Below are 1,893 nucleotides of genomic sequence, written 5' to 3'. Positions count from 1 at the left end.
ACCTTTGAGATGGAAGCCTTAAAATCTCAAGCGTTGTTAGCACGAACCTATATAATAAGACACATCTTGCATTCAGGAGATATCTCACTACCAGAAGGTGCAATGGTTACTGATACAACTATTCACCAAACTTATCGAAATCAAGAAGAACTAAAAACAGTTTGGGGTACAGATTATGAAATGTATTTGGAAAAAGTAGAAGAAGCAGTTCTATCAACACAAGGTCAAATTTTGACGTTTAATAATGAACCAATTCAAGCTGCTTTTTTCTCAACTAGCAACGGTTATACAGAGAATGCAGAGGACTATTGGGGAAATGAAGTTCCTTATTTGAAAAGTGTTGACAGCCCTTGGGACCAAACATCGCCGCGGTTTAGTTCAAGTAAAGTTATCAGTATAAATGAATTTGAAAAAGCACTAGGCATTGTTTTACCAGATGATAGTTCAATCGGTGAAATTAGTGAGCGAACAGAAGGTGGACGTGTAGCTATAGTTGTTATTGACGGAAAAGAGTTTAGTGGTAGAGAAATTAGAGGAAAATTAGATTTAGAGTCTACTGATTTTAAGTGGCAACGACAAGGCGAACAAATAACGATTGAAACTAAAGGTTTTGGGCATGGAGTTGGAATGAGTCAGGACGGTGCTAACGGTATGGCACTTGAAGGCAAAGATTATAAGGAAATCGTGAATCATTTTTATAATGGGATTGAAATAGAAAAGCTTAACACGTTTTTACCGCAGATATTATCTTTAATTGAATAATAAATAACAAAAAATCATTTTTCTTATTTGACTAAAGGATGCGTTTCTGGAATAACAGCAGGAACGTTTTTTTCTTTTCCCCCCTAAATAAAAGGAAATTAATGTTAAGATAAAATAAAGTATTAGGTGTTATTCATTAATGAGGCAGTTTAATGGAATAAGGAAATCCGAGAAGGCGTAAATGTTAGACTAATTATAGTATTTGATTTCACATTACTTAGGGGGGATTTGATGTGTGGAAATTTACAGTAATGTTGTTTTTGTTACTCATTGGAGGAATAGGCGGTATTGATATAGTTAGTCTTTTCGAAGGTAATGAAGTATTTACTGGTTATGTTGCAGGATTTGCGGCTATGGTTGGCATGATTGTTGTATTACTTATGTTTATAGTCGCACAATTACATAATATAGAAAGTAAAAAGGATTAGAGTTTGCCGCTAACGGGTGCGTTCCCTACAACATCAGCAGGAATGCTTTTTCACTAACGGAGCAGGATAATTAAAGATAGCTTCGGGATTATGTGTTAACTTTTATAAAGGAGGTGCTTGAATGAAAAAGTGGTTTATTATACTGGGAGCTACGCTAGTATTAAGCGTTATTATATTTAACTATGTTTTTTCAAAAGGAGAATTTGTTATCGGTTCTACCTCTTATATTGCTAAAGATGCCCCAATTGTGGAAGAAAGGCTTCCGTTTTATATGGGCTACGGTCTGCATTGGGGTGGTTTTGGAAAACCGACTTTAACCAACGTAACATTAATAAAACACGATGGAACGGAGCTAAATGAAGAAGATTTACAATTAACGGTCACTTCGATGATTGATGAAATGGGTGTAACGGGAGTGATAGACGAAGATTTCGCAATTGAAGAAGGGTATATCAACGAATACTTACCAGTAGAAAACTATAAAGTAGAAGACAACTTCATGCTCGTTTTTCGGGTGGAACTACACGATGCAAACTATGAAAATAACATAAGTCATCTCATTATCGAATACAAAAATTTTGGTTTTCGTCAACAGCAAACAATGGAATTCGAAGGTTTTTTCAAGGGATTAGAATAAAGTTTCAGTATAGTTCTTGAATAACTCCTTCTGCTTGTGAATGAATGTACTTAAACAAACGGGTGC

Annotated in this window: 3 protein-coding genes; all 3 read left to right on the top strand. The window is 35.2% G+C overall.

The window, feature by feature from the left end; translation table 11 throughout:
- The coding region (gene spoIID, locus CEF19_RS00525; protein ID WP_100408145.1) for a stage II sporulation protein D at positions 1 to 762 on the top strand (762 nt) is incomplete at its 5' end.
- A 233-nt stretch (positions 763 to 995) separates the two neighbouring features.
- Positions 996 to 1,190, top strand: a complete 195-nt coding sequence (locus CEF19_RS00520) for a hypothetical protein (protein ID WP_100404278.1) — start codon at positions 996 to 998, stop codon at positions 1,188 to 1,190.
- A 121-nt stretch (positions 1,191 to 1,311) separates the two neighbouring features.
- A complete protein-coding gene (locus CEF19_RS00515) occupies positions 1,312 to 1,827 on the top strand; it encodes a hypothetical protein (RefSeq protein ID WP_100404277.1) in 516 nt (171 codons plus the stop codon).
- Positions 1,828 to 1,893 lie beyond the last annotated feature (66 nt).

Origin of the sequence: Bacillus solitudinis, assembly GCF_002797395.1 — a bacterium.
GTDB lineage: Bacteria > Bacillota > Bacilli > Bacillales > Bacillaceae_D > Halalkalibacter_A > Halalkalibacter_A solitudinis.
Note: the sequence above shows the minus strand (reverse complement) of the source record. Positions and strands in the feature narration are given on the sequence as shown.

What these genes read in the sequence shown, in the direction of transcription:
- CEF19_RS00515 (WP_100404277.1), top strand. Translation starts at nt 1,312, where the DNA reads ATGAAAAAGTGGTTTATTATACTGGGAGCTACGCTAGTATTAAGCGTT.